Genomic DNA, 25,625 nt, shown 5'->3' with positions numbered 1-25,625 from the left:
GGGAAGAATCATTTCTTCCAGGGAGGGGCAGGGCTGCACAACCGTCCCAGCGTTCACATATGCACTCTTGTGCGAAGCGGCGACCGTGGCTTTAGGTTGGGAGAGCCTTCGAAAGAGGAGCGGATCATGCAACCACCTGATGCCAGCGGATACGGCCGGCCGATCGAGGAACAGGAAGCAGAAGACCTCCTGCGGTGCATCTGCTTCAAGAACGGCCCGCCCCGCACGGTAGGAGTGGAACTGGAATGGCTTATTCATGATCAGCGCAACCCTCGGCAGCCCGTCGCCGCGGACCGTCTCGCCGCCGCCCACGACCGGGTGCGCACCCTGGCGCTGAACTCGGCGCTCACCTTCGAACCCGGTGGCCAACTGGAGCTCAGCTCCCCGCCCGCCGGCTCGCTGATGGAGTGTGTGGACTCCGTCGCCGCCGATCTCCACACCGTGCGCAGCGCACTGCGACGGGTCGACCTCACCCTGACCGGACTGGGCCTCGACCCCTGGCAGACCCCGCGCCGGGTGCTGCGGGCTCCCCGCTACGACGCCATGGAGGCGTACCTGGATCGCACGGGGCCGTCCGGACGGGCCATGATGTGCAACTCCGCGTCGGTCCAGGTGTGTCTGGACTCCGGCGAGGAGGAGCCGGGTCCGTTGGGACACGGCCGACGTTGGCAGTTGGCCCACCTCCTCGGTGCGGTGCTCATCGCAGCCTTCGCCAACTCTCCGGCCCGGGAGGGCCGCTGGACCGGCTGGCGCTCCACCCGACAGGCGGTCTGGGCCGATCTCGATGCGGTGCGTCCCGTCTCACCTCCCCTGCATCGGGAACCGCGGGCGGCCTGGGCCTCCCACGCCCTGGACGCACCGGTGATGTGCGTACGGGAGGATGGCGTGCCCTGGCACCGTCCCGCGGCACTCAGCTTCCGGGAGTGGATACGCACCGGTGCGCATCGACCACCGACCCGGGACGATCTCGACTACCATCTGACCACCCTCTTCCCACCGGTTCGGCCCCGCGGACATCTCGAACTGCGGATGATCGACGCCCAGTCGGGTCCTGACGGCTGGGTCGTGCCCCTCGCCGTGGTCACCGCACTGTTCGACGATCCGGAAGCCGCCGAGACGGTCTACCGCACCGTCAAGCCCCTGGCGGAGTACGCGGGTACGCAGCCGGCGCCGACCAATCCGTTGTGGCAGAACGCCGCACGGCTGGGTCTTGCCGATCCCGAGCTGCACGCGACCGCTGTGAGTTGTTTCGACACCGCGCTGGAGGCACTGCCGCGCATCGGCGCCTCCACCGCCGTGTGCGATGCGGTCGCCGCCTTCCACGAACGCTATGTCCGCCGGGGTCGATGTCCCGCGGACGATCTACGCATTCCCTCGTTGCGACCCGCCGCGGGGGTCTGCGGGAAGGAGCCGGGCCGATGACCGACGAACTGCGGCAGCGCGCACTCATCGCACTGACCGAGGCCAGGGCCCGCACCGCGACCCTGGTGGACTGCGTCGACGACGACGAGCTGACCGCCCAGCACTCGCCCCTGATGTCCCCCCTGGTCTGGGATCTGGCGCACATCGGCAACCAGGAGGAGCAGTGGTTGCTGCGCACGGTGGGCAAGCGGGAAGCGCTCCGCCCCGAGATCGACTCCATCTACGACGCCTTCGAGCATCCCCGTGCGTCCCGTCCCACCCTCCCACTGCTACCGCCATCGGAGGCCCGCGGATATGCCGCGGACGTGCGCGGCCGGGTGCTGGACGTGCTGGAGCGCACCCCGTTGGAGGGCGCACCGCTGACCGCGGCGGGTTTTGCGTTCGGGATGATCGCCCAACACGAGCAACAACACGACGAGACCATGCTGATCACCCATCAGCTGCGCACCGGACCTGCCGCGCTGATGGCTCCCGCGCCACCGAGTGACAACGCCGACGGGCTGCCACGCGAAGTGCTGGTGGCTTCGGGGCCCTTCACCATGGGCACCTCAACGGAGCCTTGGGCCCTGGACAACGAACGGCCGGCGCACCTGCGTGACCTGCCGGCCTTCTGGCTGGACACCACCCCTGTGACCTGCGGCGACTATCTCGCCTTCATGGCGGACGGCGGTTACGGCGATCCTCGTTGGTGGGCGGCCGAGGGGTTCGACCAGATCCAACGCCACCGCATCGACGCACCGCTGTTCTGGCGGTGTGAGGGCGGGCAGTGGTTGCGCCGCCGCTTCGGTGTGACCGAGCCGGTGCCCCACGACGAACCGGTGCTGCACGTGAGTTGGTACGAGGCCGACGCCTATGCCCGTTGGGCGGGGCGCCGGCTCCCCACCGAGGCGGAGTGGGAGAAGGCGGCCCGTCACGACGGGGCAGCAAACCGCTCACGCCGCTTCCCCTGGGGCGACGAGGACCCCACCCCCCTCCATGCCAATCTAGGACAGCGGCATTTGCGGCCGGCATCCGTCGGCAGCTATCCGAACGGCGCGTCCCCGCTCGGAGTGCGGCAGTTGATGGGCGACGTGTGGGAGTGGACGGCCAGCGATTTCCTCCCCTATCCCGGTTTTGTCGCCTTCCCCTACCGCGAGTACTCCGAGGTGTTCTTCGGACCGGAGCACAAGGTGCTGCGGGGAGGGTCCTTCGCGGTCGGCCCGGTGGCATGTCGGGGCACTTTCCGCAATTGGGACCTACCGGTCCGGCGCCAGATCTTCGCCGGTTTCCGCACCGCACGGGATGCGGGGCACGGGAGGGCGGGCACCTGATGTGTCGACACATCGCCTATCTCGGGCCGCCGATCGCCTGGGAGGAGCTCCTGATCCGACCGCCCCACGGACTGTTTCGCCAGTCCTGGGCGCCGCGCCGGCAGCGGTACGGAACGGTCAACGCGGACGGCTTCGGCGTGGGCTGGTACGCCGCCGACGATCCGACCCCCGCCCGTTATCGACGCCCTGGCCCGATCTGGGCCGATCTGTCCTTCGCCGATCTCGCGCGGGTGGTCCGCTCCGAAGCACTGCTCGCAGCCGTCCGCGATGCGACCGAAGCCGGAGCCGACGGAGAGGCGGCTGCGGCCCCCTTCGCGTCCGGCCCGTGGCTCTTCAGCCACAACGGGGTGGCCCGGGGGTGGCCGGACTCCCTGGCACCGCTCGCGGCGACGCTTCCGCCACGGGAACTGCTCCAGTTGGAGGCACGCTGTGACGCCGCCCTGCTCTGGGCACTCGTCCTCCACCGGCTGCGGGACGGGGATGAACTCGGCCAGGCCCTGGGCGACACCGTCACCGAAGTGGCGGAAGCAGCCCCCTCATCCCGGCTGAACTTCCTCCTCACCGACGGTACGGCGATCGCGGCAACCGCCTGGGGGGACTCACTGTGGTACCGGACCGGGCCGCAGCAGGGCACGGTGGTGGCTTCGGAGCCGTACGACGACGATCCTCGGTGGCGCGAGGTCTCCGACCGCACCCTGCTGGTCGCCACCCGTGCCGACGTCCTCCTCTCCCCCCTCAAGGAGCGCCCTGCGTGAGTCCGTTCCGGCTGACCCGAACCCTGCCCGAGGACGCGACCGGTGCCGCCCTGCGCGCCGACGTGCTCCACGGCCTGACCCGTACCCCCAAGGAGTTGCCGCCGAAGTGGTTCTACGACGCCCGCGGCAGCGAGCTGTTCGAAGAGATCACCCGGTTGCCCGAGTACTACCCCACCCGGGCCGAACGCGAGATCCTCATCGACCGGGCACCCGCCATCGCCTCGGCGACCGGCGCGAGGACCCTCGTCGAGCTGGGGTCCGGCTCCTCCGAGAAGACGCGCCACCTCCTGGACGCACTGCCCGACGTGCAGAGCTACGTTCCGGTCGACGTGAGCGAGAGCGCACTGACCGGAGCCGCCGAGTCGCTGCTGGCCCAGCGTCCGGGACTGCGGGTGCATGCGCTGATCGCGGACTTCACCCGGGGCCTGGCCCTGCCCGATGCGCCCGGACCACGGCTGGTCGCCTTCCTGGGCGGCACGATTGGCAATCTCCTCCCGGCGGAGCGGGCCCTGTTCCTCCGGGCGGTGCGCGCCCTCCTCGACCCGGGTGACGCCTTGCTGCTCGGCACGGACCTGGTCAAGGACGAAGAGGTGCTGGTGCGCGCGTACGACGACGCAGCCGGGGTGACCGCCGAGTTCAACAAGAACGTCCTACGGGTGTTGGCCCGGGAACTGGGCGCTGACGCCGACCCCGACGACTTCGACCACGTGGCGCTGTGGAACCGGGAGGAGGAGTGGATCGAAATGCGTCTGCGGGCGCGCTCCGATCTGACGGTGAAGATTCCGGAGCTGAACCTCGCGGTCTCCTTCGAGGAGGGCGAGGAACTGCGCACCGAGGTGTCCGCGAAGTTCCGACGGGAGGGGGTGCGGCGGGAGCTGGCGGCGGCGGGCATGGAACTGACCGAGTGGTGGACTGACTCCGCCGGCAGATTCGCCCTCTCCCTGGCCACCGCAACGGCCTGACACGGCACCGGGGAGGGTGCGCCCGTCAGGCCCGCCCTCCCCGTCTCTCCATGAGGTTCATGGAGTTGTCGACCCCTTCACCACGGCGCCTGACGGTCAGCCGGGCGTCAGCAGCGCAGTGATGGACTTCGATGCCTTCTCAGCCGCTTCCTTGGGGTCGCTGCCCGTGAGCACCGCCGTCATATACGCCTTGATCGGGTTATTCCCCTCGACATCGGCCCACTGCGGGGAGTTGGGAGTGGCCTTGCTGCCCCCTGCCCGCGCTCCGGCCGCCATGGCGGCGGCGCTCTCGGGACCGTCCGCCACCATCGCACCCAGCGACTTCTTGTTGGGCACGTAGTTCATCGTGCGAGCGAGGTCCTTCTGCCAGTGCTCGCTCGCCAGCGCGGCGACCACGTCGATGGCCGTGCCCCGCTCCTTGGACCGCTCCGGGATGATCAGGTCGGAGCCGCCGATGAACACCGCACTCGGTTTGTTGGCCTTGATGCCCGGAATGGAGAAGTAGCCGAGCTTGCCCTTCAGCTGAGGGTTGTTCTTCTCGATGACGGCCGCCGAACTCGGCGTCGAGATCATCTGGGCGACCTTGCCCGTGGCGAAGACACCCTCCTGCGCGGGCGTGCGCTCGTCCGAGGCCTTCGGGCCCTTGCCGTGGGACTGGAGCTTCTTGTAGAAGCTCATCGCCTTGAGCGCCTGCGGGGTGTGGAGCGTGCCCTCCCAGGAACCGGCGGTCTCCTCGGCGAGTTCCCCGCCGTCCTCCCAGATGAAGCCGGTCAGCGTGTACCAGTCCTGACCGGAGAGGTAGATGCCCTGGTTGCCGTCGCGGTTGAGGTTCTTGGAGAGCGTCAGCCACTCCTCACGGGTCTTGGGCAGCTTCTTGACGCCCGCCTCCGCGAAGATGTCCTTGTTGTAGATCACCACGCGATTGGCCGCGTACCAGGGAATACCGAACTGCGAGCCGTTGATGTTGCCCGGGGCGGCGAGACCCTCCAACCAGTCCTCGCTGCCGAGGTCGCGCACGGACTCCAACGTGAGGTCGGTGAGCGCCTTGCTCTCCGCGTACTGCGCGACCTGCGTGTTGCCGACCTCGATGATCTCCGGAGCGTCCTTGCTCTTGAGCGCGGCGTTGACCTTCTCACCGATGCCGTTCCACCCCTGGAAGGTGACTTCCAACTTCACCGAGGGGTGGTCCTTCTTGTACTGCTTGGTGAAGCGGTCCAGGAACTCGTCCGTGACGCTGTCCTTCATCAACCAGATCCGGACGGTGCGTGTATCAGATCCCGTGCCCGGTATGAGCCCGCAGCCAGTGAGCGCAGCGGCGCACAGCAGCGCGACGGACGGTTGGAGTGGGCGGATTTTCACAGCGTTCACCTAACGAAGGGCATGGAATCTGTACCCGGTGGGGGAAGCGTGCTCCAGGCTCGCACGGGTGTGGCTGGATTTTGGTCGTCCACCAAAGTGCCGGTCAAGCCCCGAGCTATTGACATCTCGCGCACACCCTCCAGGTGGGGCACGGTGGAGAGCGTGTGCAGAGAGTGTAGCGAGAGGAGAGAGAACGTCTATGTCGGATCACATCTATCGGGTAACAGAGATTGTCGGCACCTCTCACGAAGGGATCGATCAGGCCATCCGCAACGGGATCAGTCGGGCGAACCAGACAGTTCGCGGTCTCGACTGGTTTGAGGTCACACAGGTCAGGGGCCACATCGTCGACGGTCAGATCGAGCATTACCAGGTGGGTCTGAAGGTCGGCTTCCGACTGGAGGACGGCTCCTAGCGAGAAGGGCCCCGCCGAACACCACCGCTCGAAGAGCCGTCCTGACGACAGGGCGGTCGCGCACCACAGTCGGACAGTGGCCGTATGCCATGGGCATACGGCCGGGCGGAGCACCGGCCCTGTCGAACGCGAACACCAGGCGCCGGAACCGCAGCGGCTCACCGCGCCGTGCGGGCGCCTGCGCGCCGCGCCGAGACCGGAGTTGCCCGATCCCAACGTTCGGGTGGCTCAGGTGCGGCCCTGCTCACCCTGGGCCTGCCGCATGGCGTCGCCCGTGGCTCCGGGGGCCCAGGTGACGGGGACGACACGGAAACCGGCGCGCCGGGCGGCGATGCACACCAACACGTCGTCGTCCACGAGCATCCGCACCTCACGCCGACGGCCCAACCGGGTGAGGACCTCCAGTTTGGTGGTACGGGCGGGCCTGCGATCGCCGTTGCGGCGCATGTGGACCGCGCCCGTCGGCAGGCCCTGGGCAGCGAGCCAGACCACAGTGTCCTCGCGGCACCGATCCGGCCTGCCCGTGAGATACACCACCTCGCACTCCTCCGCGGCAGCGAGACAGAGCCGAACACCTTCGTCGAGCGGTGGGTCATCGGGTGCGGCGGCGAAGAAGGCGTCCCAGTCGCGCGGGGCGCGTTCCAGGAAGTGCTGCCGGTGCGCCGAGTCCGCAAGGGTGCCGTCGAGGTCGAAGATGGCCAGGGGTCTGCGGTCGTGTGTCACACCGACAGCCTAAGCACCCGGATTTCTCTGCTGCCCGCGCCGTACGCCCGGGGTGCCGGGGGACCCGCGGGCACCGACGCCCACCCGTGCGGGGGCTTCGACCGGGCCCGTCCCCGCATCGCCCCTCCATGCACGACCCCCGATCCGACCTGACCAGGGGCAACAACTAGAATGGGGCGATATGCACAACCCTTCTGGTGCGCCCGAGCCCTTGGACCCGTACGTCCGGGTACGCGGCGCCCGGGAGCACAACCTCCGCAACGTCGATGTGGACATTCCCCGCAACGCACTGGTCGTCTTCACCGGTGTCTCCGGATCGGGGAAGTCGTCGCTCGCCTTCGGCACGGTGTACGCGGAGGCCCAGCGCCGCTACTTCGAGTCCGTCGCGCCCTATGCACGTCGGCTGATCCACCAGGTGGGCGCGCCCGCGGTCGGGGAGATCTCCGGGCTTCCCCCGGCCGTCTCCCTGGAGCAGCGCCGCTCCTCCCCCACGTCCCGTTCGTCGGTGGGTACGGTCACCACGATCTCCAACTCGCTGCGCATGTTGTTCTCGCGGGCGGGCGACTACCCACCGGGCGCCGAACGACTGGACTCGGACGCCTTCTCCCCCAACACCGCCGCCGGCGCCTGCCCCGAGTGCCACGGGCTCGGCGTGGTCCACGACACCACCGAGGAGTTGTTGGTCCCGGACCCCTCGCTCTCCATCCGGGAGGGGGCCATCGCCGCATGGCCCGGTGCGTGGCAGGGCAAGAACCTGCGCGATGTGTTGGACGCGTTGGGGTACGACGTCGACCTGCCCTGGCACCGCTTGGACCGGAAGGACCGGGAGTGGATCCTCTTCACCCCGGAACAACCGGTGGTGACCGTGCACCCGGTTCGGGACGCCGGCCGCATCCAGCGCCCCTACCAGGGCACGTACACGAGCGCCCGTCGTCATGTGCTGCACACCTTCGCGGATTCGCGGAGCACGGCCCTACGGGCCCGTGCCGAGCGGTTCCTGAGCAGTTCACCGTGTCCCGGGTGCGGCGGTGCGCGGTTGCGTCCCGAATCGCTCGCCGTCACCGTCTCGGGGCGGACCATCACCGAACTGGCGGGGCTGCCGCTGACCGAACTGGCCGAGGTGCTCAAGGCCGCGGACGGCGGTGCGGCCGTGCGCGTCCTCACGGCGGACCTCCTTTCACGGATCGACCCGGTGGTCGAACTGGGACTCGACTACCTGAGTCTGGACCGCGCCGCCCCCACGCTCTCCAACGGGGAGCTCCAACGGCTACGGCTGGCGACCCAGTTGCGCTCGGGGCTGTTCGGGGTGGTGTACGTACTGGACGAGCCTTCCGCGGGGCTGCACCCCGCGGACACACGGGCGCTGCTGACGGTTCTGGAGCGGCTGAAGGCCGCGGGCAACTCGGTGTTCGTCGTGGAACACCACCTGGACGTGATGCGCGGCACGGACTGGCTCGTCGACGTGGGCCCCGGGGCCGGTGAGCACGGCGGGCGGGTGGTGCACAGCGGGCCGCCCGGGCAGTTGGCGGCCGTGGCCGATTCGGTGACCCGACGCTTCCTCTTCGACGACCACCCGGGGGTGGTCCCGGGTGCGCGGGCGCGCCGACCGTCGAAGTGGCTGCGGATCGGGCCGGTGACCCGACACAATCTGCGCTCGGTCACGGCCGGGCTGCCGCTGGGCACGCTGACGGCCATCACCGGTGTCTCCGGTTCGGGAAAGTCCACCCTGGTGTCGGCGATCACTGCGGACCTGCCCGGTGTCGGCAGGCTGGTGTTCGTGGACCAGAAGCCCATCGGGCGGACCCCGCGCTCCAATCTGGCGACCTACACCGGTCTGTTCGACGTGGTGCGCAAGCTCTTCGCCCAGACGGACGAGGCCCGCCGACGCGGCTACCGGGCGGGGCGCTTCTCGTTCAACGTGTCGGGCGGACGGTGCGAGACATGTCAGGGCGAGGGCTTCATCTCGGTCGAGTTGCTCTTCCTCCCCAGCACCTACGCGCCCTGCCCCGACTGCCGGGGAGCCCGGTACGCCCCGTCGACGTTGGAGGTCCGGTACCGGGGGCTGAGCATTGCGGACGTGTTGGACCTCTCCGTGGAGGAGGCGGCGGAGTTCTTCGGCGAGGTGCCCGCGGCAGCGCGCGCCCTCACCACCCTGCTGGACGTGGGACTCGGTCATCTGCGGTTGGGACAGCCCGCGACCGAACTGTCGGGCGGGGAGGCACAACGCATCAAACTGGCCACGGAGCTCCAACGGCTCCGGGGTGAGCACACCCTGTACGTACTGGACGAACCGACCACCGGACTGCATCCGGCCGATGTGTTGGTGTTGATGCGCCAGCTGAACGGGCTGGTCGACGCGGGGCATTCGGTCGTCGTGGTCGAACACGACATGGACGTGGTCGCCGGTGCCGACTGGGTCATCGATCTGGGGCCCGGCGGCGGTGACGCCGGCGGGCGGATCGTCGCCGAGGGGACGCCGGAGCAGGTGGCTGCCACCGACAGCCGCACCGCACCCCATCTCGCGGCCAGGTTGCGCACCTGACACCGTTCGGGCGACGAGCGGTGCCCGGCCGCGGGACGGGCGCCCATGCACCATCGGCCCGCTCCCGGCACCACGGCGACGGCTGCCGTTAGCGGCTACGAGCGGCGGCTCGCCCTGCGGTTGGCCCGCAACCACTCCTTGTTCATGGCGGCGATCGACGGCAGCGGAATGCCCTTGGGGCACGCCGTGGCGCACTCGCCGGTGAGGGTGCAGCCACCGAAGCCCTCCGCGTCCATGGTGGCCACCATGTCGAGGACGCGCGTCTCCCGTTCGGGCGCACCCTGCGGGAGGACGTTGAGGTGGTTGACCTTGGCGGAGGTGAAGAGCATCGCGGAGCCGTTGGGACAGGCGGCGACGCAGGCCCCGCACCCGATGCACTCCGCGTGCTCGAAGGCGAAGTCGGCATCGGGCTTGGGCACGGGCGTGGCGTGGGCGTCCGGTGCGGCGCCGGTGGGGACGCTGATGTAGCCGCCGGCCTGGATGATCCGGTCGAAGGCGGACCGGTCCACCACCAGGTCCTTGATCACGGGGAACGCCGATGCGCGCCAGGGCTCGACGTCGATGGTGTCGCCGTCCGCGAACGAGCGCATATGGAGTTGGCAGGTGGTGGTGCGCTCGGGGCCGTGCGCATCGCCGTTGATGACCAGGCTGCACGCACCGCAGATGCCTTCGCGGCAGTCGTGGTCGAAGGCCACCGGGTCCTCACCGCGCAGGATGAGTTCCTCGTTGAGGGTGTCGAGCATCTCCAGGAAGGACATGTCCTCGGAGATGTTGTCGACCTCGTACGTGGCCATGGCGCCGGGGTCATCGGCGCCGCGCTGGCGCCAGACGCGCAGATTGAGCTTCATGCGTAGCTCCGCTGGGTGGGGTGGACGTACTCGAAGACCAGGTCTTCCTTGTGCAGGACGGGCGGTTCGGCGGTGCCGGTGAACTCCCAGGCGGCGGCGTAGCCGAACTCCTCGTCCCTGCGGGCGGCCTCGCCGTCGGGGGTCTGGGACTCCTCGCGGAAGTGACCGCCGCAGGACTCGCTGCGGTGCAGGGCGTCGAGGCACATCAGCTCGGCGAGCTCCAGGTAGTCGACGATCCGGTTGGCCTTCTCCAACGACTGGTTGAACTCTTCGCCGACGCCGGGGACCTTGATGCGCCGCCAGAACTCCTCGCGGATCTGCGGAATGCGCTCCAGGGCCTTGCGCAACCCCTGCTCGGTGCGGGCCATGCCGCAGAACTCCCACATCACTTCGCCCAACTCGCGGTGGAACGAGTCGGGGGTGCGGTCGCCGTCGACGGCGAGCAGCAGATTGATGCGGTCCTCGGTTTCGGCGATGACCTCGGCCGCCTCGGGGTGGGAGGCGTCGGGTTGGTCGCTCAGGGGTGCCCGGGCCAGATAGTCGTTGATGGTGGACGGCAGCACGAAGTAGCCGTCGCCCAGGCCCTGCATCAGCGCGGAGGCTCCGAGGCGGTTGGCGCCGTGGTCGGAGAAGTTGGCCTCGCCGATGGCGAAGAGGCCCGGCACGGTGGTCTGGAGGTCGTAGTCGACCCAGAGGCCGCCCATGGTGTAGTGCACGGCGGGGTAGATCCGCATCGGCACTTCGTAGGGGTTCTCCGCGGTGATGCGCTCGTACATGTCGAAGAGGTTGCCGTACTTCTCCTCCACCTTGGCCCGGCCCAGGCGACGGATGGCATCGGCGAAGTCGAGGTAGACGCCCTGTCCGCCGGGGCCGACGCCGCGGCCCTCGTCGCAGACGTTCTTCGCCGCGCGGGAGGCGATGTCCCGGGGCACGAGGTTGCCGAAGGAGGGGTAGATGCGCTCCAGGTAGTAGTCGCGCTCCTCCTCGGGGATCTCGTTGGCCGGCCGCTGGTCACCGTGTGCCTTCGGCACCCAGATCCGTCCGTCGTTGCGGAGGGATTCGCTCATCAGGGTCAGCTTGGACTGGTGCTCGCCGGTGCGCGGGATGCACGTGGGGTGGATCTGGGTGAAGCAGGGGTTGGCGAAGTACGCACCGCGGCGGTGGGCCCGCCAGATCGCGGTGGCGTTGGAGTTCATGGCGTTGGTCGACAGGTAGAAGACATTGCCGTAGCCGCCGCTGGCCAGCACCACCGCATCGGCGAAGTGGCTGGAGATCTCGCCGGTCACCAGGTCGCGGGCGACGATCCCGCGGGCCCTGCCGTCGATGACGATCAGGTCCAGCATTTCGGTGCGCGGGTGGATGTTGACGTTGCCGGCGGCGATCTGCCGGGACAGCGCCTGGTAGGCACCGAGGAGCAGTTGCTGCCCCGTCTGGCCGCGGGCGTAGAAGGTGCGGGAGACCTGGACTCCGCCGAATGATCGAGTGTCGAGGAGCCCGCCATACTCCCGGGCGAAGGGCACGCCCTGGGCGACGCACTGGTCGATGATCTCGACGGAGATCTGGGCGAGCCGGTGGACATTGGACTCGCGGGCCCGGAAGTCGCCGCCCTTGACGGTGTCGTAGAAGAGGCGGTGGATCGAGTCGCCGTCGTTGCGGTAGTTCTTGGCCGCGTTGATACCGCCCTGGGCGGCGATGGAGTGGGCCCGGCGTGGCGAGTCCTGGTAGCAGAACTGCTCCACGTGGTAGCCCTGCTCGCCGAGGGTCGCACCCGCGGCGCCGCCGGCGAGGCCGGTGCCGATGACGATGACGGTGTGCTTGCGGCGGTTGGCGGGGTTGACGAGCTTCGCTTCGAAGCGGCGGCGGTCCCAGCGCTCGGCGATCGGCCCGTCGGGAGCCTTGCTGTCGAAGAGCGGCTCACCCGTCTCGTACTGGGCGTAGTCGAGGTTGTTCATTTAGCTCACCACTCCGGTCATGACGGCGACGGGTACGGCGATGAAGCCGGCGGTCAGCACCAGGGCGAGGCCATTGGCGACGGTCTTGAGGATGCGGTCGCGGGAGGCGCTGCCGACGCCGAGGGTCTGGGCGGCGCTCCAGAAGCCGTGGCGGACGTGGAGGCCGATGGCGAGCATCGCCGTGATGTAGATGACGTTGCCGTACCAGGTGGAGAAGGTGGCGACGACGTTCTCGTACGGGCGTCCGGGCTGCGCGTTCTCGTTCACCGTGAGGGTGGTGAGGTCGAGGATGTGCCAGACAATGAAGAGGGCGACGATGATGCCGCCCCAGCGCATGGTGCGGGTGGCGTAGCTGGCGCGCTTGCGGCGGTGGACGTACTTGCTGGGTCGGGCCTTGATGTCGCGCCTGCTGAGCTGGTACGCGGAGACCGCATGGGCCACCACCGCGGCGAGCAGCACGATGCGGACGATCCACAGGGCCCACTCCTCGTGGAGGATCGGGGCGCCCATGGTGCGCAGCCAGTGGCCGTACTCGTTGAATTCCGCGGGGCCGAAGAAGACCTTGAGGTTGCCCATCACATGGGCGACGAGGTAGCCGAGCATGATCAGACCGCTGACGGCCATGACCACTTTCTTGCCGACCGTCGATCCCCAGAAGGAGCGCTTGGGGGGCGGCTTGCGCACCGCGCTCCCCTTGTCCGTCCGTGTTGCCAGAGCCATGAGGGAAAGGTAGGGCTAGCGGAGTCAAGAGGTCCAAGACATGATCCGGCTTATCTCAATAGGCATCACCTATCGTAGGAGGATGCAGCTGCAACAGCTCCTCTACTTTGTGGCCGTGGCCGAGACACATCACTTCACCCGGGCCGCTGAACGTGTCCATGTCGCACAGCCCTCGCTGTCCCAGCAGATCCGCGCGCTGGAGACGGAACTGGGCGCGGAACTGTTCAGCAGGGCGCGTGGCAACATCTCGCTCACCGAGGCCGGCGAGACCCTGCTGCCGCTCGCCCGCCGCATCCTCGCGGACGCCGACACCGCACGGCACGAGGTACAGGAACTGGTCCAGCTCCGCCGGGGCCGGGTGCGGCTCGGGGCCACGCCGAGCCTCTGCACGGGGCTGCTGCCGGATGTCCTGCGCGTCTACCACGACCGGCACCCGGGGATCAGGCTGCTGATCGAGGAGGGCGGCTCGCACGACCTGGTGCGCCAGCTGGCGCGCGGTGCCCTCGACCTGGCGTTGATCGTGTTGCCGCTGCCCCCGGGATCACCCGCACTGACCACGGTGGAGTTGCTCCGGGAGGACCTGGTGGTGGTGTCTTCGGCATCGGCGAGGGCCCCTCGCAGACCGGTGCGGATCGCCGATCTGCGCGATCAGCCGCTGGTGATGTTCCGACACGGGTACGACCTGCGGGAGCTGACCGTCGCCGCCTGTCGGGCGGCGGGCTTCGAGCCGGGCTTCACCGTGGAGGGCGGGGAGATGGACGCCGTGCTGGGGTTCGTACGGGCCGGGCTCGGCATGGCGGTGGTGCCGAGCATGGTGGCGGGGCGGGCGGGGCCGGGGCTGCGGGTGACGCCACTGGCCCGACCGGGGCTGCGGCGGACGATCGCCCTGGCGCACCGCAGCGATGTGGCTCCGCCGCGGGCGGCCAGGGAGCTCCAACGGGTGCTCCTGGCGTCACCCGCGACCGGGTGACCCACGACCCGTGATCACCTGTCGTACGGGGGGTGTGCCGTGGGAGAGCCCGGGGCTTGGGGTGAGGGGTGTGGCCACCGTGGTCGGCGACCACACCTCACGGCAGGGCCGGGATCAGACCGCGTCCGCCAGGGACAGGGCGTGCAGCTTCTCGGGCGGGCCGGGTCTCGCGTAGTACCAGCCCTGGGCGGTGTCACAACCGAGCTCGCGCAACTGGTCCGCCTGCGCCCCCGTCTCCACGCCCTCGACGGTGACCGCTAGCTCCAGGCTGTGCGCCAGTGACACGATCCCCTCGACGATCTTCAGATCGACGGGGTCCACCGGCAGGTGCTGCATCCCCTTGGTGAAGGAGCGGTCCAGTTTGAGGACGCTCACCGGCAGCCTGCGCAGATTGGCCAGGTTGGAGTAACCGGTGCCGAAGTCGTCCAGGGCGATGTCGACGCCCAGCTCGGCGAGCTGGCGCAGGGGTTTTAGAAGCCCCTCGTCCGCGCCGATCAGGGCGGATTCCGTGACCTCAAGGCAGAGCGAGCCCGGCGCGAGGCCCGAGCCTTCGAGCACCGCAACGGTCTCGTTGACCAGGCCCGGGTGCTGGAGCTGGGTCGGCGAGAGGTTCACGTTGATCCGCACAGGACCGAGGTCCGCGTGGTGCTCCTGCCAGTACCGTGCCTGACGCACTGCCTCCTGGAGCACCCAGCGACCGAGCGGAATGATCAGTCCGGTGTGTTCGGCGAGCGGGATGAACTGGTCGGGTCCGAGGACACCGTGTTGTGGATGGCACCAACGGACGAGTGCCTCCGCGCCGTGGACCTTGCCGTCGCACATGTCCACCAGGGGCTGGTACTCGATGAAGAACTCACCGCGCTCCAACGCCGCGGGCAGGGCGGTGGTCAGACCGTGACGCGTGATGGCGCGCGCATCGGCTTCGGGGTCGGCGGTCTCGTAGCGGTTGCCGCCGGCGGACTTGGCCCGGTACATCGTGATGTCGGCGCTGCGGAGCACCTCGGCCGTGGTGCGCTCCCCCGCCGGCCCCTCCACGATGCCGATGGAGCCGCGGACGGTGAATTCCCGACCGTCGACCCGGATCGGCGAGGCGAGGGCGGAGAGGATGCGGGCGGCCAACTCGTCGACTTCGTGTTCGGTGTCGGGTCCTGTGGTCAGGGCCACGAACTCGTCACCGCCGAGGCGCGCCACCATCTCGCCCGGTGCCGTGGCACAACTCTGCAACCGGTCGGCGACCTCGACCAGCAGTCGATCGCCCGTCGCGTGTCCGAGGCTGTCGTTGACGGCCTTGAACCCGTCGAGGTCCAGGTAGCAGAGCCCGAAGCGGGAACCGTCTCCTGCGGAGAGCGCTTTCTCAAGACGCTCGAAGAAGAGCGTCCTGTTGGGCAGTCCCGTGAGCGCGTCGTGGGTGGCCTCGTAGCGCAGGCGCAGATGGAGGAGACGTCGTTCGGTGGTGTCCTCCAGCAGGGCCAGTTGGTATTGGGGGCGGCCGTCGGGGTCCCGGAGGAGGGAGACGGTGAGATTGGTCCACAACACCGTGCCGTCGTTGCGGAAGAAGGGCTTCTCGACCCGGAAGTGTTCCCGCTCGCCGCGGACGAGCTCGCGGTAGAGCTGCCAGACGTGGGGGCGGTCCTCGGGGTGCGACCACTCGGTGACCTTCTTGCCACGCACGTGGTGTTCCAGGCCCCCGAACATCCGGGTGAGGGTCTCGTTGACCTCCAGGATGTTGCCTTCGAGATCGGCTATCGCGATGCCGATCGCGGCCCCCTCGAAGACTGCCCGCAGTCGGGTCTCGGTGGCGTGCAGGGCGCTCACGGCTGCGTTGCGTGCGGCGAGGGAGGAGCGGGCGATGGACTCCTGCTCGGCGAGGGTGCGTTCGCGCAGTCCGTGGGCGTAGCCGGCGGCGAGCGCGTGTTGGAGCCTGGCGCAGCGGGCGCGACTGTCCTCGGCGGCCTGTTCGGCGCCGGGCCCTTCGATGCCGGGGTCACCGCAGTAGAGCACCAGATAGGCGTCGATCACACCGAGGGTGCGGCTGAGCGCCTCCGGGTCGGTGCAGTGCGCCTCGATGAGTGCGGCCCCGATGCCCTGCACGGCACGGGCGTCGAAGGTGCGGGAGTGCAGCGAGTCACTCAGGCGGCGGGCGAGCGGCAGCAGGTGCTGCTCTATCTCGGGGCGCGTGAGCGACGTCGCCGTCACGGGGAAGACGGCTCGGCTCCAGATGGTGGCGAACCGACGGAGTCTGTCCTCAAGGCCGTCCGGGTCCGCCGCGGAACCCGGTGCTTGCGACGGAGCCATCACGCCCTGCGCCCCACCCCGGCGAAGCCTGCGAAGGCATATGGGTCCTCCTGCTCGGTGGGGGCGTCCGGCCGCCACTGCGGCATGGACACCAGGCCGGGCTCGACCATCTCGTACCCCTCGAAGAAATCAGCAATTTGCTCACGCGAACGCGATATCAGTGGACTGCGGGTCCCGCGGTAGACGCCGACCACTCCCTCGGCCTTTTCCCTCGGTACCGGGACGGTGTCGTACGACATGTGCGTGACGGCGACGATGCTGCCCGGCACCGTCGCGTCCCGCAGTCGCCGCACGGCGGTGTACGGGTCTTCCTCGTCCTCGACGAAGTGGAGCACGGCGAGGAGGAGCAGCGCCACCGGCTGACTGAGGTCCAACACCGCTGCGACTTCCGGGCTTTCCAGGATTTGCTGCGGTCTGCGCAGGTCAGCGGCTACTACGGCCGCTTGGGGGTCGTCCCCGAGTACGGCTTGTCCATGGGCAACGGCAACCGGATCGTGATCGACGTACACAACGCGTGCATCCTTGCTCGCATTGCGTGCAACCTCGTGCACATTACCGAAGGTGGGAATTCCGGAACCGATGTCCAGGAACTGAGTTACGCCGTGAGCCACGGCGTAATTCACCACGCGGCGCATGAAAGCGCGGTTGGCCTGCATGGCCTTGGGAAGCCCCGGCATGAACTCCAAAACCTTGCGGGCAGCCTCACGATCGACCTCGAAGTTGTGCGAGCCGCCCAGGTAATAGTCGTACATTCGGGACACGCTCGGCACCGATATATCGATGCCGGGCGGGGCCCAGGCGGGACGCTCCATCGATGTCTCCAACCAAGTCGCCACGGGGAACCGGCCATGTGCATGGCCAGTGTTCGAGCCGAGGCTACTGATCGACCGCCAATTGAGCGAGCCCAAACGGAAATTAGCGGTCCGTTCTTGGTCACATGGCAAGGGATACGGCAAGCGGCCCGCCGTCACGCAGGGCGTGGGACGGGCCTACTCGGGCCTCGGTTGCAGTGGGGATCTACTTCGGCGCGCCGACCAGCTTGCCCTGCGGGGATACCGCGAACCAGGTGCCGCCCACGCCCTGGCCATTGGTGTCGCCCGGCTTGGTGTCACCCGAGAAGGTGTAGAGAGGCCAGCAGTCGATGGTCTGCTGTTTGATGCCGTCCGGCCGATTGAAGGTGACGAAGCCCTTCTTCAGGATTCCCTTGGTGTTGTTCTTGTCGACAGGGGCAACAACAGGCCATTTCTGGAGGCAGTCCCCGGTGCACGCCGTCTTCATCGGCCAGGCCGAGTCCTTCTTGAACCGATAGACGGTCATACCGTTCTTATCAATGACGATCTCGCCCAGCTGGGGGTCCTGCCGGGTGGTGAGACCAGCGGGGTCGACCGGCTGTGTCGGATTGGCCGCGCCCGCTCCTGCCTGGGCCTTCTTCCCGTCGGGTGCCGCGGCGAACCAGGTGCCACCGACACCCTGCCCCTTGATGTCACCGGCCTTGGTGTCCTTGGCGAATCGGTACATGGGCCAGCCGCCGATGGTCAGTTGCTTGGAACCGTCGGTACGGGTGACCTCGCCGAGTTGTGAGGCGTCGATGCCTGGCGCCGATGACGTACCGGGTGCGGAGACCACCGGCCACGCCTTCGCGCAGTCACCATCGCAATTGGACTTCGGTGGGGAGGCGGTGTCGTTGTCGAAGCGGTAGAGCGTGAAGCCGGCACTGTCGGTGACGACCTTGCCCAGCTCCGGGTCCTGGCGCACGGCGAGTTGCCCACCGGGCTTCGCTGCCACTCCCTGGGGGGTGGCGCCTGCGCCGGAGCCGTAGTCGTTTCCGTAGCCGCCGCCGGTGCCGGCGGGCTGTGCGGAGCGGGCGGCGCCGACGGCCTGGCTGTCGCCCCCATCCTTGGCCTGACCGCACGCCGTCGTCAGCACGAGCACGGCCGCTGCAGTCACCGCGAGCGAGGCGTTACGCCAGGTGTTCATGTCCACTCCCCAAGGTCCCAATGAGCCTGATGCGACGCCCGTCCGCGTCGCTCATGGCCCTAGGTACGGGCCGGGGGCAGGGGTGTGTTCAACGTCGCCGAAAAATTCTCGAAGAAGGTTTTCCGCTGCCCGGCGACCGCGGTGAGCGGGACCGGGATCACGGTGACGGGTGCACCGGTGCTGAACAGCGGTTCAGCATGGATCGGCGGGGCACCAGGGGCGTGCGGTATCGGCGAGCAGGGAGGGAGCCCACTTTCCTCGTCGATGCGGACCCCGCCACCGGGGGCGCCGGCACCTCGCGGTCCGTATCGGCGGATGACCATCCGCCCGGGACCGTCCGTCCCGGGCGGGCCGTCCCCGAGGCAACCGAGCCCTAGATCACCAGGGCGGATCCGGAGCGAACGACACGACGGCCGTCCTTCGTCCGGGCTAGCGGAATGACCCATTCGCCCGACACCGATCGCGGTCGCCGTACTGCGCTCCTAGCGTTTCGGTCATCGAGGGGCAATGTCCTGCCTTCTGTGGAAATCGGTTCCGCGCCTGCTCCTCGGGGACCCGGAGGAATGACCATGCGCGCGATACGCGCTGCGTCCGCCGCACTGCTGGGCGCCACTGCACTCGGTTGGGCCGCCGCTCCCCTCGCGGCTGCCGCCGACACCCAAACGACGACCTACTTCACCGTCAGCCCTTCGACCGTCGCACCGGGCGGGCGGGTGGCGCTCTCGGCGAGCGGCTGCAACACCACCGCGACCGCGTCGTCCGGAATCTTCGACGCCGTGACCATCAGGCCGGGCACGTCCGCCGTGGCCACGGTCGACCCGGCCGCACGGCCCGGGGCACAGTACTCGGTGCAGTTCACCTGCGGCAGCCAGCGGGGCAGCTTCAACCTGACGATCGCCGGCGGTCGATCGACGCCCACCACCAGTTCGACGGCGACCACGTCCACCACCCCCACCACCACGCCGTCTGGTGTCCTCGGCGGGCTCGGCGGAAGCGTCGAGGAGATGGACGCCGGCACGATCGCCCTCGGAGCGAGCCTCGTGCTCGCCGCCGCCGGCACGACGGTCTTCGTCGTGCGCAGACGTGTCTACGGTCACCGGCACTGATCCCGCCGGCCGCGCGACAGTGTCGCATCACACCCACCGGGTCCGCGTTCCTCGCCCGCCCGGGGACCGAAAGCCCGTTGTGCCGACTCCCTACCGAGTCGGCACAACGGGCTTTCATCACGACAACCAACGGTGGCGGGACAGTCAGATCCTGGCGCCGACCGTGCGCCGGCGACGGGCGATGAACAACGTGCCACCGATGGCAGCGGTGGCGACGAGAGAGGCGCCCACCGTCATCTCGGTCGAGCTCGGTCCCATCGAACCACCGAGACCGCCCTGTGCCCCTCGGCCCGACAGGACGGTGAACTGTGCGGTCGCCACATTGCGGTTGTTGTTGCAGCGGACCGCGAGGTTGTAGTGCCCGGGCGAGGCGTGGTCGTGGATCCGGGCCGTGGCGGTCGAGGTGTTCTCACGTTCGTCACCGCGGTTATCGCGGTTGTCACGGTTATCGCGGTTGTCGCGGTTGTCGCCGCGGTTGTTTCCGCTGTCGCCACGGTTGTTTCCGTTGTCGCCACGGCCCGCGGAGAGCGTGACCTGGGAGAAGGCGTTGGACGTGACCGTACCGCCGCGGTTGCAGCCGTGGACGGTGATCGTCAGGGTGCCGCCCTGGTGAACGGCGTGCGGATTGACGGAGACGTGGACCTGGCTGTTGTCCTGGCTGTCGCCGCCCGCAGCGGCCAGCGGGGCCGAGAGCCCGACGGCAGCACACGTGACCGCTGCCACTGCGAGAGCGCGTGAAGCACGCATCGTGAACCTCCAAGGGAAGACGCACCGAAGCGGCGCTCCGGGAAGTTCGACGAGTACGCCTTCCATGACGAACACTCACCGGGCCCACTGCCGACCGCATGTCGACACTGGTCCACATCGGTGAGAGCACCCGCCGGCGACACGCCGGGGCGATCTGATGGAGCCGCAGGTCACAGACCGTCAGAAGTTTTATCGGACCGGTTGACACGGATGGGCCACCCCCACTGGCGCAGCCACCCGTTCGCCCTTCTCTCCTCGCACCACCCGCCACGCTCACCTAGCGTGCGTACACGCACCGGGTAGATGTGACAAAAGGAGAGTCATGGGCGAGGGGTACAACGGCTCGGAGTCCCGCAGGCGCTCGCCTTGGGGTGTGATCGCCCTGGTGATGCTCACCGGGATCGCCCTGATGAAGAACGGCGTCGACGTGTCGTTGGGTCCACCGCAACCCGCTGCCGCCGCGTCACTCGCCCGCCCCGACGGCGAGACGTTCGCCCCACTCGTACCGCCCAAGGCCCTGGCGTTCGCACCCGCCGAGCGGGTGCGCATCCCCTCGATCGAGATCGACGCGCCACTGATGAACGTCGGTCTGGACCCCGACGGCTGGATCGAAGCCCCACCGGCAGAGGACCGCAACATCGCCGGCTGGTACCAGAACGGCGTCGCACCCGGCCAGCGCGGTACCGCGATCATCGTGGGTCACGTCGACAACCTCTCCGGCCCGGCCGTCTTCTACGGCCTCGGCTCGATCACCAAGGGCGAACGGGTCGAGGTGCCGCGCTTCGACGGCAAGACGGCCCTCTTCGAGGTGTACGGCGTCGAGGTCTTCGACAAGGACGACTTCCCCGCCGCCCAGGTGTACGGGGACACCGGTCATGCCGAACTACGGGTGATCACCTGCGGCGGGGGCTACTCCAAGTCGGACGGCTACGACGGCAACGTCGTGGTCTTCGCCCGGCTGGTCGACTCACGCTGAACCAGCTGGTCCCTGGGCCCCACCACCGTCGACGAGGGGAAGGCGCAGGGCACCCGGACGAGCGGTGGTGTCAACGCCGCGGCACCGTAATCTGATAGCCGTCGTCCAACAGCCGGGGCAGATAGCGCCGCAACGCCGCAACACTCTGGGAGCGGTCGCCGCCGGCATCGTGGGAGAGGACGACCACACCGGGCCCCGCGCCGTCGAGCACCCGACGCACGATCGTGCGGGTCCCCGGTTCGGTCCAGTCCAGTGTGTCCACCGTCCAGGCGAGCGGCTCCATCCCCAACTCGGCACCGATTTCGAATGAGTGCTTGTTCCACGCTCCGAAGGGGGCCCGGTACCAGAGCGGCGCCTCGCCGAGCACCTCGTCCACCACTTCGCTGGTGCGTCCCAACTCATCGCGGATGCGTGAGGGCGGCAGCCGGGGAATCAACGGGTGCGACCAGGAGTGGTTGCCCACCACGTGACCGTCGTCGGCCATCTCGCGCAGCAGGTCGCGGTTGTCGTCCGCCATCTCGCCGCAGACGAAGAACAGGGCCTGGACGTCGTACTGACGCAGGGTGCGCAGGATGCCGGGCGTGTACCGGGGGTCGGGTCCGTCGTCGAAGGTCAGCACCATGGCCCGGTCGGTGTCCGGCAACCGCAGGAACGGCTGGGTCCGTACGGGTGGCAGGACCCGGCGCAAGGGAGCGGGGCTGTACTCGGTCATCGGCCGCAGACGGTAGGACGATGCTCTGACGGGCGGTCCCTGGGCGGCCTGGGGGCCGCCCGCAGGCGCCGGTCCGCCACCCGCCGGAGCGCCGGACGCACCGACCGCTGGGGCCGCCGTACCCCTTCCCACGGCGTCGGTGCCCTCCGTCATCAACAGTCCCGCCGTGGCCACCGCACCCAGATAGGCACCGATCCGCAGCACCGACCGTCGATCGGGCGTCGTCTGATCCTTCTTCATGACCACACTGCTCGCACGGTCGGTGCGGCAAAACCCACTCCAACACGCCCCAGGGGACGAAAACACCCGATGGGAGCAGTGCAGCAGCGGGTCAGCCGCGCCGTACCAGGGGGAAGGGCAGGGTCTCCCGGATGGTGAGTCCGGTCAGGAACATCACCAGACGGTCGACTCCGATGCCCAACCCCCCGGTCGGCGGCATGGCGTACTCCAGGGCGTCGAGGAAGTCCTCGTCGATCTCCATCGCCTCCGGATCGCCACCGGCGGCGAGCAGCGACTGGGCGGTGAGCCTGCGGCGCTGCTCGACCGGGTCCGTGAGTTCGGAGTAGGCCGTGCCCAACTCCGTACCGAAGGCGACGAGGTCCCAGCGTTCCGCGAGGCGGGGGTCGCGGCGGTGTTGTCGGGTGAGCGGTGAGACGTCGGTGGGGAAGTCCCGGTAGAAGGTGGGCAGCTCGGTCCGTTCTTCGACCAGCCGCTCGTACATCTCCAGCACCACGTCACCGCGGGTGTCGTCGGGGACGTGGGGAACACCGGCCCGGTCGCAGAGCCGACGCAGCGTCTCCTCGTCGGTGTCCGCGTCGATCTCCTCGCCGAGCGCCGCCGAGATGGCACCGTAGACCGTCCGCACCGGCCACGGCCCGGAGATGTCATGGGCGACCAGCGTGCCGTCGGGGCCCTTGTGGTGGGCCACCGGCGAGCCGAACGCGGCGATCGCCGCCCCTTGGATCAGTTCCCGGGTGAGGTCGAGCATCGTGTCGTAGTCGGCGAACGCCTGGTACGCCTCCAACATCGTGAACTCGGGGTTGTGCTTGTAGGAGACGCCTTCGTTGCGGAAGGTGCGGCCCAGTTCGAAGACCTTCTCCAGCCCGCCGACGCAGAGCCGCTTGAGATAGAGCTCGGGGGCGATGCGTAGATAGAGGTCGAGGTCGTAGGCGTTGATGTGGGTGGTGAAGGGGCGTGCGTTGGCTCCGCCGTGGATCTGTTGCAGCATCGGCGTCTCGACTTCAAGGTAGCCGCGCTCCAGCAACCCCTGCCGCAGGGCCTGGACGGCCGCGGAGCGGTGGCGGACGACGTCACGGGCGCTGGGACTGACGACCAGATCGAGATAGCGCTGGCGGACGCGCGCCTCGGGATCGGCCAGGCCGTGCCTCTTGTCGGGCAGCGGGCGCAGGCATTTTCCGGTGAGCTGCCACTCGGTGACGAAGAGGGTGAGCTCGCCCCGGTCACTGGTGCCGATCACACCGGTGGCGCTGATGTGGTCGCCCAGGTCGACGGCCGCGGTGAACCCGGCCACCGTGCCCGGGCCGCTCTCGTCCCTCGTCAGCGCGATCTGGATGTCCGCGGACCAGTCGCGCAGGACCACGAACACCACACCGCCGAAGTCGCGCACGGCCATCACCCGACCGGCGACGGACTCCGTCTGCTCGGTGCGTCCCCCGGGGCGGGGAGGCGGTTGGTGGGCGGCCCTGATCTGGGCGACCGTGCCCGTCGGATGGACGATGGTCACCGGATAGGGGTCGATCCCGTCCGCTCGCAACCGCTCCAGTTTTCTGCGGCGGGTGCGCATCTGGTCGGGCAGGCGCTCCTGCTCGGCGGTGGTTTCGCCCGGTCCTGGCAGTCCCAAGGACGCGATGGCGGGCAGCCCCTCGGTGGTCGCCGGCCTCGGCGCACCCGCGTGTCCCCTGCCCCACAACTCCCGCAGGGAAGGTACGGAGACGAAGCCCTCGGCGATCGCGGACGCGAGCCCGATCCGGGCCAGGGAGCCGGCGTCCCCGAAGCAGAGGAAGCGCGGGTACCACTGCGGGTGGTACTTCACGTTGGACCGGTAGAGCGCTTCCAGTTGCCACCAGCGGGAGAAGAACAGCAGCAGGCGCCGCCAGACGCGCAGCACCGGGCCCGCGCCGATGCGGGCGCCTTCCTCGAAGGCGGAACGGAACACGGCGAAGTTCAGGGAGATGCGGCGCACCCCGACGCGGGCGGCCCCGGCACAGAGCCCGGCGACCATGAATTCGGTGACTCCGTTGGGTGCCGCGCGATCGCGGCGCATCAGGTCGAGCGAGACTCCGTCGCGGCCCCACGGCACGAACGAGAGCAGGGCCATCAGCCGGCCGTCCTCGTCGAGGGCCTCGACGAGGAGGCAGTCGCCGTCGGCCGCGTCGCCGAGGCGGTCGAGCGCCATGGAGAAGCCGCGCTCGGTCTCGGTGTCACGCCAGGCATCCGCCCGGTCGATGACCTGGTGCATCTCGTCTTCCGTGAGCGCGGAGTGGCGTCGTACCCGGACGGTGGCGCCGGTCCGCTTGACACGGTTCACCGCCTGGCGGGTCACCCTCATGTCCCGGCCGTCGAGATCGAAACGGGCGGCGTCCACGATCGCCTCGTCGCCGAGTTGGATCGCGCCGAGCCCGGAGCGGGCGTAGGCACGGGCGCCCTCTTCGGAAGCGCCCATGACCGCAGGCGCCCATGCGTAGTGCCGGGCGATGTCGAGCCAGGCGTCGACGGCCCCGGGCCAAGCGGCCCGGTCGCCGACGGGATCGCCGCTGGCGAGTGCGACGCCCGCTTCGACGCGGTAGGTGACGGCGGCCCGGCCGTTGGGTGCGAAGACGGCGGCCTTGTCGCGCCGAGTGGCGAAGTAGCCCAGGGAGTCCGTTGTGCCGTAGGCGGCCAGGAGTGCGCGGATGCGATCCTCCTCGTCGCCGTGGAGTGCCGCTCTCAGCCGCTGTGAGCGGAAGAGGGACGCCGCCGAGGCAAGCAGCGCGAACGCACCGAACGCGCCGAGGAGGAAGTCGAGGAACCTCGGGGGCCGGCCGTCGAACTGCCCGGCGGGTACGAGACCTCCGAACACCCGGTTGGCGGCCCAGCCCAGTTGCTGGGAGGTGGGCAGCGAGCCCGGGAACAGTGCGGTCAGCCCCCAGCCCACCAGCACTCCGAGCGCCAGGGACACGATCAGGACGAGGAACGCCCGCCGCACCGCGCCGGGTCGGGTGCGCGCGAAGAACTCGCCCCGCGCCAGCACCAGGACCGCGACCGCGCACGCGCAGACCACGAAACTCGGGACCCAGCGCCACGACGTGTCGAACACCAGGTCCAGCAGATCGGCGAGGAGCAGCAGCGCCAGATAGCCGGTGACGAGCCACCAGGCGGTCCGTTTGCGGGCACCGACGGCGGTGGCGAGCAGCAGCAGGAAGGCCGCGTAGGCGAGGTTGGCGCTGACGGGCACGGTGAGGAGGTCGAGGAAGCGGGTGACGGGTCGCAGCAGGGTGCGCAGTGGGGGGATGACGGCGATGAGCGCGCAGTAGACGCCGAGCACCGCGAAGAACGCCGCGAAGGCGGCGGGTACCCCGCTCCAGGAGAGGGCGCGGGCCCAGCCGCGGGTCTGTCGGGCTCGGTCCGCGGTGCTGCTCATGATCGCACTGTAAGGAGGCGTACGCTCATGCGCCTGTCGAGGCGGGTGGGGACGGACCGACCGGGACGCCCCTAGCGCCGGGCCGGTGCGACCGGCGGTGATCAGCGGTGATCAGCAGTGCAGGGGCTGCCGGGTGTGTGCGGCGGTCGTTTCCGTGGCGGCGCGGCCGTGTCGGTCCCGGTCGGTCGAGGGGC

The 25,625-nt window shown here is 69.1% G+C and carries 20 protein-coding genes; 9 read left to right on the top strand and 11 right to left on the bottom strand.

The window, feature by feature from the left end; all coding sequences use genetic code 11:
- The first annotated feature begins 126 nt into the window (after positions 1-126).
- The 4 genes from egtA to egtD are packed head-to-tail and all read left to right on the top strand — an operon-like array spanning position 127 to position 4,449.
- The gene (gene egtA / locus ABZ348_RS30140; RefSeq protein WP_358938392.1) at positions 127-1,422 is read left to right on the top strand and encodes an ergothioneine biosynthesis glutamate--cysteine ligase EgtA; all 1,296 of its coding nucleotides are present in this window, start codon (positions 127-129) and stop codon (positions 1,420-1,422) included.
- Positions 1,419-2,732, top strand: a complete 1,314-nt coding sequence (gene egtB / locus ABZ348_RS30135; protein ID WP_358938390.1) for an ergothioneine biosynthesis protein EgtB — start codon at positions 1,419-1,421, stop codon at positions 2,730-2,732. Before egtA ends, egtB begins: the two co-directional genes overlap by 4 nt.
- Positions 2,732-3,487: an ergothioneine biosynthesis protein EgtC gene (gene egtC, locus ABZ348_RS30130; RefSeq protein ID WP_358938388.1), complete on the top strand. Its 756-nt coding sequence runs from the start codon at positions 2,732-2,734 to the stop codon at positions 3,485-3,487. Before egtB ends, egtC begins: the two co-directional genes overlap by 1 nt.
- Positions 3,484-4,449: an L-histidine N(alpha)-methyltransferase gene (gene egtD, locus ABZ348_RS30125; protein WP_358938387.1), complete on the top strand. Its 966-nt coding sequence runs from the start codon at positions 3,484-3,486 to the stop codon at positions 4,447-4,449. Before egtC ends, egtD begins: the two co-directional genes overlap by 4 nt.
- A gap of 96 nt (positions 4,450-4,545) precedes the next feature.
- On the opposite strand, the gene ABZ348_RS30120 is transcribed toward egtD, so the two are convergent.
- A complete protein-coding gene (locus tag ABZ348_RS30120) occupies positions 4,546-5,808 on the bottom strand; it encodes an extracellular solute-binding protein (protein WP_358938385.1) in 1,263 nt (420 codons plus the stop codon).
- 199 nt (positions 5,809-6,007) lie between these two features.
- Here ABZ348_RS30120 and ABZ348_RS30115 point away from each other — a divergent pair, with 199 nt between their 5' ends.
- Complete coding sequence (locus ABZ348_RS30115; RefSeq protein ID WP_358938383.1) at positions 6,008-6,223, top strand: dodecin; 216 nt, start codon at positions 6,008-6,010, stop codon at positions 6,221-6,223.
- Positions 6,224-6,451: 228 nt separating this feature from the next.
- Here the strand turns inward: ABZ348_RS30115 and ABZ348_RS30110 are convergent, their stop codons facing one another.
- Positions 6,452-6,946: a hypothetical protein gene (locus ABZ348_RS30110; RefSeq protein WP_358938381.1), complete on the bottom strand. Its 495-nt coding sequence runs from the start codon at positions 6,944-6,946 to the stop codon at positions 6,452-6,454.
- Positions 6,947-7,127: 181 nt separating this feature from the next.
- Between ABZ348_RS30110 and ABZ348_RS30105 the strand changes: the two genes are divergently transcribed.
- Entirely contained in the window at positions 7,128-9,488 is a 2,361-nt protein-coding gene (locus ABZ348_RS30105) for an excinuclease ABC subunit UvrA (protein WP_358938379.1), read from the top strand.
- A gap of 95 nt (positions 9,489-9,583) precedes the next feature.
- Here ABZ348_RS30105 and ABZ348_RS30100 read toward each other — a convergent pair whose 3' ends face one another.
- Genes ABZ348_RS30100 through ABZ348_RS30090 form a run of 3 tightly spaced genes read right to left on the bottom strand, consistent with a single transcriptional unit; the run spans position 9,584 to position 13,008 of the window.
- Positions 9,584-10,336 (bottom strand): succinate dehydrogenase/fumarate reductase iron-sulfur subunit, encoded by a 753-nt coding sequence (locus ABZ348_RS30100; RefSeq protein WP_358938377.1) that lies wholly within the window; start codon positions 10,334-10,336, stop codon positions 9,584-9,586.
- Positions 10,333-12,288 carry a fumarate reductase/succinate dehydrogenase flavoprotein subunit gene (locus ABZ348_RS30095; RefSeq protein ID WP_358938375.1) on the bottom strand — a complete coding sequence of 652 codons (1,956 nt, stop codon included), beginning with the start codon at positions 12,286-12,288 and terminating at the stop codon, positions 10,333-10,335. The genes ABZ348_RS30100 and ABZ348_RS30095 overlap by 4 nt, the downstream gene beginning before the upstream one ends.
- Positions 12,289-13,008 carry a succinate dehydrogenase gene (locus ABZ348_RS30090; RefSeq protein WP_358938374.1) on the bottom strand — a complete coding sequence of 240 codons (720 nt, stop codon included), beginning with the start codon at positions 13,006-13,008 and terminating at the stop codon, positions 12,289-12,291.
- A gap of 82 nt (positions 13,009-13,090) precedes the next feature.
- On the opposite strand from ABZ348_RS30090, the gene ABZ348_RS30085 reads away from it, so the two are divergent.
- Complete coding sequence (locus tag ABZ348_RS30085; protein ID WP_358938372.1) at positions 13,091-13,978, top strand: LysR substrate-binding domain-containing protein; 888 nt, start codon at positions 13,091-13,093, stop codon at positions 13,976-13,978.
- A 114-nt stretch (positions 13,979-14,092) separates the two neighbouring features.
- On the opposite strand, the gene ABZ348_RS30080 is transcribed toward ABZ348_RS30085, so the two are convergent.
- The 3 genes from ABZ348_RS30080 to ABZ348_RS30070 all read right to left on the bottom strand — a co-directional run bounded on the left by ABZ348_RS30080 (position 14,093) and on the right by ABZ348_RS30070 (position 18,250).
- The gene (locus ABZ348_RS30080; protein WP_358938370.1) at positions 14,093-16,276 is read right to left on the bottom strand and encodes an EAL domain-containing protein; all 2,184 of its coding nucleotides are present in this window, start codon (positions 16,274-16,276) and stop codon (positions 14,093-14,095) included.
- The gene (locus tag ABZ348_RS30075; protein ID WP_358938368.1) at positions 16,273-17,085 is read right to left on the bottom strand and encodes an SAM-dependent methyltransferase; all 813 of its coding nucleotides are present in this window, start codon (positions 17,083-17,085) and stop codon (positions 16,273-16,275) included. The genes ABZ348_RS30080 and ABZ348_RS30075 overlap by 4 nt, the downstream gene beginning before the upstream one ends.
- Positions 17,086-17,290: 205 nt before the next feature.
- Positions 17,291-18,250: an SCO0930 family lipoprotein gene (locus ABZ348_RS30070; RefSeq protein ID WP_358938366.1), complete on the bottom strand. Its 960-nt coding sequence runs from the start codon at positions 18,248-18,250 to the stop codon at positions 17,291-17,293.
- Positions 18,251-18,819: 569 nt separating this feature from the next.
- On the opposite strand from ABZ348_RS30070, the gene ABZ348_RS30065 reads away from it, so the two are divergent.
- A complete protein-coding gene (locus ABZ348_RS30065) occupies positions 18,820-19,356 on the top strand; it encodes a hypothetical protein (RefSeq protein ID WP_358938365.1) in 537 nt (178 codons plus the stop codon).
- A 144-nt stretch (positions 19,357-19,500) separates the two neighbouring features.
- Here ABZ348_RS30065 and ABZ348_RS30060 read toward each other — a convergent pair whose 3' ends face one another.
- Positions 19,501-20,103, bottom strand: coding sequence for a hypothetical protein (locus ABZ348_RS30060; protein WP_358938363.1), 603 nt, complete (start codon positions 20,101-20,103; stop codon positions 19,501-19,503).
- 322 nt (positions 20,104-20,425) lie between these two features.
- Between ABZ348_RS30060 and ABZ348_RS30055 the strand changes: the two genes are divergently transcribed.
- Complete coding sequence (locus ABZ348_RS30055) at positions 20,426-21,079, top strand: class F sortase (protein WP_358938362.1); 654 nt, start codon at positions 20,426-20,428, stop codon at positions 21,077-21,079.
- A 70-nt stretch (positions 21,080-21,149) separates the two neighbouring features.
- Here the strand turns inward: ABZ348_RS30055 and ABZ348_RS30050 are convergent, their stop codons facing one another.
- Complete coding sequence (locus ABZ348_RS30050; protein WP_358938361.1) at positions 21,150-22,031, bottom strand: polysaccharide deacetylase family protein; 882 nt, start codon at positions 22,029-22,031, stop codon at positions 21,150-21,152.
- 91 nt (positions 22,032-22,122) lie between these two features.
- Positions 22,123-25,431: a bifunctional lysylphosphatidylglycerol synthetase/lysine--tRNA ligase LysX gene (gene lysX / locus ABZ348_RS30045; RefSeq protein WP_358938359.1), complete on the bottom strand. Its 3,309-nt coding sequence runs from the start codon at positions 25,429-25,431 to the stop codon at positions 22,123-22,125.
- Positions 25,432-25,625: the final 194 nt, after the last annotated feature.

Source organism: Streptomyces sp. NPDC005963, from assembly GCF_040638655.1.
Classification (GTDB): domain Bacteria; phylum Actinomycetota; class Actinomycetes; order Streptomycetales; family Streptomycetaceae; genus Streptomyces.
This window is presented reverse-complemented; position numbering and strand designations above follow the sequence as displayed.

Excerpts from the sequence above, each read along its gene's own strand:
- egtA (WP_358938392.1), top strand. The coding sequence starts at position 127 with ATGCAACCACCTGATGCCAGCGGATACGGCCGGCCGATCGAGGAACAG.
- egtB (WP_358938390.1), top strand. The coding sequence starts at position 1,419 with ATGACCGACGAACTGCGGCAGCGCGCACTCATCGCACTGACCGAGGCC.
- egtC (WP_358938388.1), top strand. The coding sequence starts at position 2,732 with ATGTGTCGACACATCGCCTATCTCGGGCCGCCGATCGCCTGGGAGGAG.
- ABZ348_RS30115 (WP_358938383.1), top strand. The coding sequence starts at position 6,008 with ATGTCGGATCACATCTATCGGGTAACAGAGATTGTCGGCACCTCTCAC.
- ABZ348_RS30105 (WP_358938379.1), top strand. The coding sequence starts at position 7,128 with ATGCACAACCCTTCTGGTGCGCCCGAGCCCTTGGACCCGTACGTCCGG.
- ABZ348_RS30100 (WP_358938377.1), bottom strand. The coding sequence starts at position 10,336 with ATGAAGCTCAATCTGCGCGTCTGGCGCCAGCGCGGCGCCGATGACCCC.
- ABZ348_RS30095 (WP_358938375.1), bottom strand. The coding sequence starts at position 12,288 with ATGAACAACCTCGACTACGCCCAGTACGAGACGGGTGAGCCGCTCTTC.
- ABZ348_RS30090 (WP_358938374.1), bottom strand. The coding sequence starts at position 13,008 with ATGGCTCTGGCAACACGGACGGACAAGGGGAGCGCGGTGCGCAAGCCG.
- ABZ348_RS30085 (WP_358938372.1), top strand. The coding sequence starts at position 13,091 with ATGCAGCTGCAACAGCTCCTCTACTTTGTGGCCGTGGCCGAGACACAT.
- ABZ348_RS30075 (WP_358938368.1), bottom strand. The coding sequence starts at position 17,085 with ATGGAGCGTCCCGCCTGGGCCCCGCCCGGCATCGATATATCGGTGCCG.
- ABZ348_RS30070 (WP_358938366.1), bottom strand. The coding sequence starts at position 18,250 with ATGAACACCTGGCGTAACGCCTCGCTCGCGGTGACTGCAGCGGCCGTG.
- ABZ348_RS30065 (WP_358938365.1), top strand. The coding sequence starts at position 18,820 with ATGCGCGCGATACGCGCTGCGTCCGCCGCACTGCTGGGCGCCACTGCA.
- ABZ348_RS30060 (WP_358938363.1), bottom strand. The coding sequence starts at position 20,103 with ATGCGTGCTTCACGCGCTCTCGCAGTGGCAGCGGTCACGTGTGCTGCC.
- ABZ348_RS30055 (WP_358938362.1), top strand. The coding sequence starts at position 20,426 with ATGGGCGAGGGGTACAACGGCTCGGAGTCCCGCAGGCGCTCGCCTTGG.
- ABZ348_RS30050 (WP_358938361.1), bottom strand. The coding sequence starts at position 22,031 with ATGAAGAAGGATCAGACGACGCCCGATCGACGGTCGGTGCTGCGGATC.
- lysX (WP_358938359.1), bottom strand. The coding sequence starts at position 25,431 with ATGAGCAGCACCGCGGACCGAGCCCGACAGACCCGCGGCTGGGCCCGC.